Source organism: Mycobacterium sp. E3305 (genome assembly GCF_001666785.1).
Classification (GTDB): domain Bacteria; phylum Actinomycetota; class Actinomycetes; order Mycobacteriales; family Mycobacteriaceae; genus Mycobacterium.
In genome coordinates, this window is record NZ_LZJA01000297.1 from 43,814 (window position 1) to 52,010 (window position 8,197).

General features: G+C 71.8%; 6 protein-coding genes. 3 read left to right on the top strand and 3 right to left on the bottom strand.

The features are described 5' to 3' along the window. Positions 1–77: 77 nt before the first annotated feature. The gene (cobN, locus tag A5701_RS25840; protein WP_067760899.1) at positions 78–3,653 is read right to left on the bottom strand and encodes a cobaltochelatase subunit CobN; all 3,576 of its coding nucleotides are present in this window, start codon (positions 3,651–3,653) and stop codon (positions 78–80) included. A gap of 3 nt (positions 3,654–3,656) precedes the next feature. Continuing rightward, positions 3,657–4,325, bottom strand: a complete 669-nt coding sequence (locus A5701_RS25845; protein ID WP_067760901.1) for an alpha/beta hydrolase — start codon at positions 4,323–4,325, stop codon at positions 3,657–3,659. A gap of 67 nt (positions 4,326–4,392) precedes the next feature. Between A5701_RS25845 and cobG the strand changes: the two genes are divergently transcribed. From cobG to A5701_RS25860, 3 genes are read left to right on the top strand one after another with little or no spacing between them, the layout of a single operon-like run. Beyond that, positions 4,393–5,553, top strand: coding sequence for a precorrin-3B synthase (gene cobG / locus A5701_RS25850; RefSeq protein ID WP_067760903.1), 1,161 nt, complete (start codon positions 4,393–4,395; stop codon positions 5,551–5,553). A gap of 9 nt (positions 5,554–5,562) precedes the next feature. Further along, positions 5,563–6,189, top strand: coding sequence for a precorrin-8X methylmutase (locus A5701_RS25855; protein WP_067760905.1), 627 nt, complete (start codon positions 5,563–5,565; stop codon positions 6,187–6,189). Beyond that, the gene (locus A5701_RS25860) at positions 6,186–7,667 is read left to right on the top strand and encodes a precorrin-2 C(20)-methyltransferase (RefSeq protein WP_067760907.1); all 1,482 of its coding nucleotides are present in this window, start codon (positions 6,186–6,188) and stop codon (positions 7,665–7,667) included. The genes A5701_RS25855 and A5701_RS25860 overlap by 4 nt, the downstream gene beginning before the upstream one ends. Here A5701_RS25860 and A5701_RS25865 read toward each other — a convergent pair. After that, a partial coding sequence (locus A5701_RS25865; protein ID WP_231972882.1) for a hypothetical protein occupies positions 7,664–8,197 on the bottom strand: 534 nt, incomplete at its 5' end. The two genes, A5701_RS25860 and A5701_RS25865, sit on opposite strands and share 4 nt — an antisense overlap.

Genomic DNA, 8,197 nt, shown 5'->3' on the forward strand with positions numbered 1-8,197 from the left:
GCCCGCCCGTGCCGAGTGTGCGGCTAGCCGCACGTTCGCTGCCGAGTGTGCGGCTAGCCGCACACTCGCGTCAGGGGTCAGCCCTCCAGGTCGCCCTCGGTTTCCAGCAGCGCCTGGCGCAGGCCGTCGAGGGTCTCCGGTTGCGGCTGTTCCCACATGCCGCGGCCGGCGGCCTCCAGCAGTCGTTCGGCCATGCCGTGCAGCGCCCAGGGGTTGGATTCGGCCATGAACTTCCGGTTCTCGGGATCCAGCACGTAGCTCTGGGTGAGCTGCTCATACATCCAGTCCGCCATCACGCCCGCGGTCGCGTCATAGCCGAACAGGTAATCCACCGTCGCCGCCATCTCGAACGCACCCTTGTAGCCGTGCCGGCGCATCGCCGCCATCCAGCGCGGATTGACCACTCGGGCGCGAAACACCCGGGTGGTCTCCTCAGAGAGCGTTCGGGTGCGGATCGCATCCGGTCTGGTGTTGTCGCCGATATAGGCTGCGGGCGCCTGCCCGGTCAACGCCCGCACCGTGGCCACCATCCCACCGTGGTATTGGAAATAGTCGTCCGAGTCGGCGATGTCGTGTTCCCTGGTGTCGGTGTTCTTGGCGGCCACCGCGATCCGCCGGTACTGACGATTCATGTCGTCGACCGCCTCGCGGCCATCCAGGTCGCGGCCGTAGGCGAAGCCACCCCACGCGGTGTACACCTGCGCCAGGTCGGCGTCGTCGCGCCAGTTGCGGCTGTCGATCAGCTGTAGCAACCCGGCGCCGTAAGTTCCCGGCTTGGAGCCGAAAATCCTTGTCGTGGAGCGGCGCTGGTCGCCGTGCTGCGCCAGGTCGGCCTGCGCGTGCGCCCGCACGTAGTTGTCGTCGGCCGGCTCGTCGAGCCCGGCGACCAGCCGCACCGCGTCGTCGAGCATCGTCACCACGTGCGGGAAGGCGTCGCGGAAGAACCCGGAGATCCGCACGGTCACGTCGATGCGCGGACGGCCCAGCTCGGCGAGCGGTATGGCGGTGAGGTCGACGACGCGCCGCGACGCGTCATCCCAAACCGGCCGGACTCCCAGCAGCGCAAGCACTTCGGCGATGTCGTCGCCTGCGGTGCGCATCGCCGAGGTGCCCCACACCGAGAGCCCCACCGACTGCGGCCATTGCCCATGGTCGTCGCGGTAGCGGGTCAGCAGCGAATCCGCCAGCGCCACGCCGGCCTCCCAGGCCAGCCGCGAGGGCACCGCCTTGGGGTCGACGGAGTAGAAGTTGCGGCCGGTGGGCAGCACGTTGACCAGACCGCGCAGTGGTGAGCCCGACGGGCCGGCCGGGATGAAGTGGCCGTCCAACGCGTCGAGCACCTGGTCGATCTCGGCCGCGGTGCCGGCCAGGCGGGGCACCACCTCGGTGGCGGCGAACCGGAGCACCGCCGCGATCTCGCGGTTGTCGGTGATGCGGTCGGCGGCGTCGGGCTCCCAGCCGCTGGCCTGCAGCGCCGCGATGAGTCCGCGGGCCGCTGCCTCGGCCGAGTCGACCGATGCGCGTTCGTCGGTACCGTCCTCCGCAAGGCCCAGCGCCTGCCGCAATCCCGGGATGGCCTGCTCTCCCCCGAACAGCTGGCGGGCGCGAAGGATCGCCAGCACAAGGTCGAGTTCGGTTTCCCCCGAAGGCTTTTGGCCCAGTACATGCAGTCCGTCACGGATCTGCACGTCCTTGATCTCGCAGAGCCAGCCGTCGACATGCAGCAGCATGTCGTCGAACGAATCCTCGGGGGGCCGCTCAGTCAGCCCGAGATCGTGGTCCATCTTGGCGGCCCGGATCAGGGTCCAGATCTGTTGGCGGATGGCGGGCAGCTTGCCGGGGTCGAGCGCGGCGACGTTCGCGTGCTCGTCGAGCAATTGCTCCAGCCGGGCGATGTCGCCGTAGGTTTCGGCGCGCGCCATCGGCGGAATGAGATGGTCGACCAGGACCGCGTGCGCCCGCCGCTTGGCCTGGGTGCCCTCACCCGGATCGTTCACCAGGAAGGGGTAAATCAGGGGCAGGTTGCCCAGCGCGGCGTCGGATCCGCAGGCGGCCGACATGCCCAACGTCTTGCCGGGCAGCCATTCCAGGTTGCCGTGCTTGCCCAGGTGCACCACGGCGTGCGAACCGAACCCGGCGTCGAGCCAGTGGTAGGCGGCCAGGTAGTGGTGGCTGGGTGGCAGGTCGGGGTCGTGGTAGATCGCCACCGGGTTCTCGCCGAAACCGCGGGGCGGCTGCACCATCAGCACCAGGTTGCCGGCTTGCATTGCGGCGATGACGATTTCACCGTCGGGGTCTCGTGTGCGATCGACGAAGAGGTCCCCGGGCGGCGGGCCCCAATGCCGTGTCACCGCGTCGGTCAGATCGGCGGGCAGGGTGGCGAACCAGTCCCGATAGTCCTTGGCGGACAGGCGGATCGGGTTGCCCGCCAATTGCCCGTCGGTGAGCCAGTCGGGGTCCTGACCCCCCCGTTCGATCAAGGCGTGGATCAGGGCGTCGCCGTCGTCGGCGTCGACGCCGGGGATTTCGCCCACCTGGTACCCGCGCGCGCGCATCGCGCGCAGCAGCGCGACCGCGCTGGCGGGCGTGTCCAGCCCCACCGCGTTCCCGATCCGCGCGTGCTTGGTCGGATAGGCCGAGAACACCAGGGCTACTCGTTTGTCGGCCGGGGCGACGTGGCGCAGCCGCGCGTGCCGGACTGCCAGCCCCGCGACCCGTGCGCACCGCTCCGGGTCGGCAACGTAGGAGATCAGGCCGTCGTCGTCGATCTCCTTGAAGGAGAACGGGACCGTGATGATGCGGCCGTCGAACTCGGGCACCGCCACCTGGGTGGCCACATCGAGCGGGCTCAGCCCGTCGTCGTTTTCGCTCCACTGGGCCCGAGAGCTGGTTAGGCACAGTCCCTGCAGGATCGGAATGTCCAGGGCCGCAAGGTGTTCGACGTTCCAGCTGTCGTCGTCGCCACCGGCGGACGCCGTGGCCGGCTTCAGTCCCCCGGCAGCCAGGACGGTGACCACCATGGCGTCGGCGTCCCCCAGCCGTTGCAGCAGTTCGGGTTCGGCGGTCCGCAGCGACGCACAGTAGACCGGCAGCGGCCGCGCGCCGGCGTCCTCGATGGCCCGGCACAGCGCCTCGACGTAGCCGGTGTTGCCGGCTAGCTGCTGCGCGCGGTAGTACAGGACGGCGATCGTGGGGCCGTCGGACTCACTGGTGTGTGACCGCTCCAGCTCGCCCCAGGTCGGTGTCACGACGGGCGGGCTGAACCCGAACCCCGTCATCAGCACGGTGTCGGACAGGAAGGCGTGCAGCTGGCGGAGGTTCTCGACGCCGCCGTGCGCCAGATAGATGTGCGCCTGCACCGCGATGCCGGCGGCGAGCGTGGACAGCCCGGTCAGCTCGGCGTCGGCGGCCTGCTCACCGCTGACCAACACGGTGGGCACGCCGCTGGCGACCACGCTGTCGATCCCCCTCTGCCAGGCGCGGTAACCGCCGAGGATGCGAACCACCACGATCGCCGCGCCGGCCAGCAGTTCCGGCAGTTCGCTTTCATCCAGGCGCGAAGGGTTGGCCCACCGATAATTTCGTCCGCTGGCGCGGGCGCTGATCAGGTCCGTGTCGGACGTCGACAGCAAAAGGATGGTCGGCTCAGCCACCCCTCATTCGTACCGTAGGGTCGCCGCGATCCGGTCGGCGACCTCTCCGGCGACCCGCAGCGCCTCGTCGCTCTTACCCGGCTCGTAGCGATCCGCGGCGGCGTCGTAGTCGGCGCCCGCGATGGACCCGTGGTCGGCCGCCAGCTCCACCAACTCCACCGGCCAGCCGGCCCGTCGCAAGGCGGCGGCGAAGTCCCTGCTGGCCGTCACCGGGACGACATCGTCGGCCAGGCCGTGCAGCAACGTGAAGGGTGTGCCGCCGCCCTCCGGCGTCAACGCCCCGGTCGGCACCCGGCCGGTGAGCGGGTCGGGCACCATGAAAGCCCCGGCGAGGCAGACGGTGTGCGCCAAGGGGACGTCGCCGCGAAGCGTCAGGCCCGCCGCGGCGCACCCACCCATGGACCACCCGACCAGCACGATGCCGTCGGGGTCGCCGGCACGTTCCCGGGTGAAGTCGAGCGACCGCAGCAGGTCTGCGCGCCCGCCGTCGTCGGCGTGGGAGTTCCAGTCCGGTGCGACCGCCGCCGCGCCACGTTCGGCGAGCAGGCGGGCGAGCGGACCGAAGGCCGCGCGCGCGTCGGTCTGCATGCCGTGCCATAACAGGACCGTGGGGCGAGTGGAGTCGCCGTAGACATCAGCCAAGCGGCCCGGGGCGTATTCGACCGTCTGCATGCGGACGAGGGTGCCCCGGATCCCGAGACCCCAATCGTGAGGCGGACCAGGCCCGTACCGTGGACGCGTGCCCAGATCCCGCGACACCGACGCATGCCCGGGTGCGCTACAGGTGCACCGGGCCGCCGACGGCGCCCTGGCGCGGATCCGGCTGCCCGGCGGCGTGCTGACGGCCGCCCAGCTCGCCGCGCTGGCACGGGTGGCCACCGAATTCGGTTCGGCGACGCTCGAGCTCACCGCGCGCGGCAACGTGCAGCTGCGCGGGATCACCGATGTGACGGCGGCGGCCGAGGCCATCGCCGACGCGGGGCTGTTGCCCTCGGCGACCCACGAGCGGGTACGCAACATCGTCGCTTCGCCGCTATCCGGCCGGGCTGGCGGGACTGTCGACGTGCGTCCGTGGATCACCGAGCTGGACGAGGCGATCCGCGCCGAGCCGAGCCTGGTCGAGCTGGGCGGGCGCTTTTGGTTCAGCCTCGACGACGGGCGCGCCGACGTTTCCGGCCTGTGCGCCGACGTCGGTGTGCACGCGCTTCCCGATGGCTGGGCGTTGTTGCTCGCCGGACGCGACACCGGCGTCCGGCTGACGGCCGGCGAGGTGATCGAGACGCTGGTCATGATCGCGACACGTTTCGCGGCGACACGTGGAAGCGCTTGGCGTGTCAAGGAATTGGACGACATCGAAAGCCTGTTGCCCGGCGCGGAACTGGGCGCCGTCGCCTTTCCCGCGGTCACCAGGCCGCCGGTGGGCTGGATCAACCAGGACTGGCCCGGCCAAGAAGGCAGGGTGGCGCTCGGCGCCGCGGTGCCGCTCGGGGTGCTGTCCGCGCGGGTCGCGGAATTCCTGGCGGCGATCGAGGCGCCGCTGGTGATCACACCCTGGCGCTCGGTGCTGGTGTGCGATCTCGACGAGGGCATCGCCGACGTCGCGCTGCGGGTGCTGGCCCCGCTGGGTCTGGTGTTCGACGAGAACTCCCCCTGGCTGAACGTCAGCGCCTGCACCGGCAGCCCCGGATGCGCGCATTCGCTGGCCGATGTCCGGGCCGACGCGGCCGCGGCGCTGGGCGGGGATGCGGGAGTGCATCGCCATTTCGTCGGCTGCGACCGCGCGTGCGGCAGCCCGCTGACCGGCGAGGTGCTGCTGGCGACTGGCGACGGATACCGCCAGCTACGCGGTGACCGCAAGCGCGGCGAAGCCGGGCGAAGCGGGTCGCCGCCAGGACCTTAGGGTAAGCGGGTGCTCGACTACATCCGCGACGCAGCTGAGATCTATCGGCAGTCGTTCGCGGCCATTCGGGCCGAAGCCGACCTGGCCCGCTTCCCGGACGACATCGCGCGGGTGGTGGTGCGCTTGATCCACACCTGCGGGCAGGTCGACATCGCCGAGCACGTCGCCTACACCGACGACGTCGCCGCGCGCGTCGGCGCCGCCCTGCGCGGCGGCGCGCCGGTGCTGTGCGATTCGTCGATGGTGGCCGCCGGGATCACCGGCGCGCGGCTGCCGGCCGGCAACGAGGTGGTGTCGCTGGTGGCCGACCCGCGCGCCGCGGACCTGGCCTCGCGCAGGCACACCACCCGATCGGCGGCCGGGGTGGAGCTGTGGGCCGATCGGCTGCCCGGCGCCGTGCTGGCCATCGGCAACGCGCCCACCGCCCTGTTCCGGTTGCTCGAGCTGGTCGACGAAGGGATTTCCCCGCCGGCCGGAGTCCTGGGCGGGCCGGTCGGATTCGTCGGGTCGGCCCAGTCCAAACAGGAGCTCATCGACCGTCCGCGCGGGATGTCGTATCTGGTGGTGCGGGGCCGCCGCGGTGGCAGCGCCATGGCCGCCGCCGCGGTCAATGCGATCGCGAGCGACCGCGAATGACCACGCGGGGCACTCTCTGGGGTGTCGGGCTGGGACCCGGCGACCCGGAGCTGGTGACCGTCAAGGCGGCGCGGGTGATCGGCGAGGCCGACGTGGTGGCCTACCACAGCGCCCGGCACGGCCGCAGCATCGCGCGCGGGATCGCCGAACCGTACCTGCGGGCCGGGCAGATCGAGGAGCACCTGATCTATCCGGTGACCACCGAGGTGACCGACCACCCCGGCGGCTACGCCGGGGCCCTCGAGGACTTCTACGTGGAAGCCAGCGCGCGCATCGCCGCTCATCTCGACGCGGGCCGCGATGTGGCGCTGCTCGCCGAGGGCGACCCACTGTTCTACAGCTCCTACATGCACCTGCACACCCGGCTGACGCAGCGGTTCAACGCCGTCATCGTGCCGGGGGTTACGTCGGTGAGCGCCGCGTCGGCGGCCATCGCGACGCCGTTGGTGGCCGGCGACGAGGTGCTCTCGGTGCTGCCGGGCACCCTGCCGGTCGCCGAGCTCACCCGCCGCCTGGCCGACGCGGACGCCGCGGTGGTGCTGAAACTTGGTCGCTCGTATCGCGCTGTGCGCGAAGCGCTTTCGGCGTCCGGGCAGCTCGACGACGCGTTCTACGTCGAGCGGGCCAGCACCGCCGGGCAGCGAATCCTGCCCGCCGCCGACGTCGACGAGGCCGGCGTGCCCTACTTCTCGCTGGCGATGCTGCCGGGTGGGCGCCGCGGACGGCAGCCAGCGGCGGCCGGCACGGTCGCGGTGGTCGGCCTGGGGCCCGGCGGCAGCGACTGGATGACCCCGCAGAGCCGGCGTGAGCTGGCCGGCGCCACCGACCTGATCGGTTACGCCGGTTACCTGGATCGCGTCCCGGTGCGCGACGGCCAACGCCGGCACCCCAGCGACAACACAGACGAGCCCGCGCGCGCCCGACTGGCCTGCGCGTTGGCAGAGCAGGGCCGTGCCGTCGCGGTGGTGTCCTCGGGGGACCCCGGGGTGTTCGCGATGGCGACCGCGGTGCTGGAAGAGGCCAAAGAGTGGCCGGGAGTGGCGATCCGGGTGATTCCGGCGATGACGGCGGCCCAGGCCGTCGCCAGCCGGGTCGGCGCTCCGCTGGGCCACGACTACGCGGTGATCTCGCTGTCCGACCGGCTCAAACCGTGGGAGATCATCGCCGAGCGGCTGGCCGCGGCGGCCGCCGCCGACCTGGTGCTGGCCATCTACAACCCGGCGTCCAAGTCGCGAACGTGGCAAGTCGGCGCGATGCGCGACCTGCTGCTGGAACACCGCGAGCCCGGGACGCCGGTGGTGGTCGGCCGCAGCGTTTCCGGGCCCGACGAGGACGTCCGCGTGGTGCGGCTGGCCGATCTAGACCCCGCGCAGGTGGACATGCGTTGCCTGCTGATCGTCGGATCGTCGCAAACGCAATGGCATGCAAGCGATTCCGGCGACCGGGTGTTCACACCCCGGCGCTACCCGCTCGGTTAATCGTCGCTGCGCCAGCTGCTGGGCATCATCGGCACGGTCGGCCCGTCACCGAACCCGTCGCGGGTCAGCGTCGCCAACCCGGTCGGCTGCGCGAGACCGGATCTCGCTGCGGCACCGGCGAATCCGAGCGGTCCCCCGCCCTGGTCCGAGGCGCGCACGGCGTCCGGGTCCTCGTCGCCGGCCCCCGACTCCTGATCGAGGTCCATGAATTCGTAGCGGTACGCGCGGTCGGTGGCCGTTCCGGGGCGGCGCCGGCGGGCCCGCGCCTTCTTCTTGGCCGCGGCGGCCGCGGCGGCCGCGGCGGGGGCGTCGACGTCGTCGGGCGCCGGTTCCTCCGATTTGCGACGTGACCGGCCGCTGGCGCTGCCGCGGGCCGCCAGCCCGGACAGTCCCACGGCGTACAGGGCGTCGGGCATGCCCGCTCCGATGCCGTCCGTGGCCGTGGGACTGAAGCCGGCGCCCGGCCCGCCGCCGAACGGTCCGCCACCGGCCGGTGCGGCCACCGTCGATGCGGGGGCGCTGGACATGGT

Excerpts from the sequence above, each read along its gene's own strand:
- A5701_RS25845 (WP_067760901.1), bottom strand. The coding sequence starts at position 4,325 with ATGCAGACGGTCGAATACGCCCCGGGCCGCTTGGCTGATGTCTACGGC.
- A5701_RS25860 (WP_067760907.1), top strand. The coding sequence starts at position 6,186 with ATGACCACGCGGGGCACTCTCTGGGGTGTCGGGCTGGGACCCGGCGAC.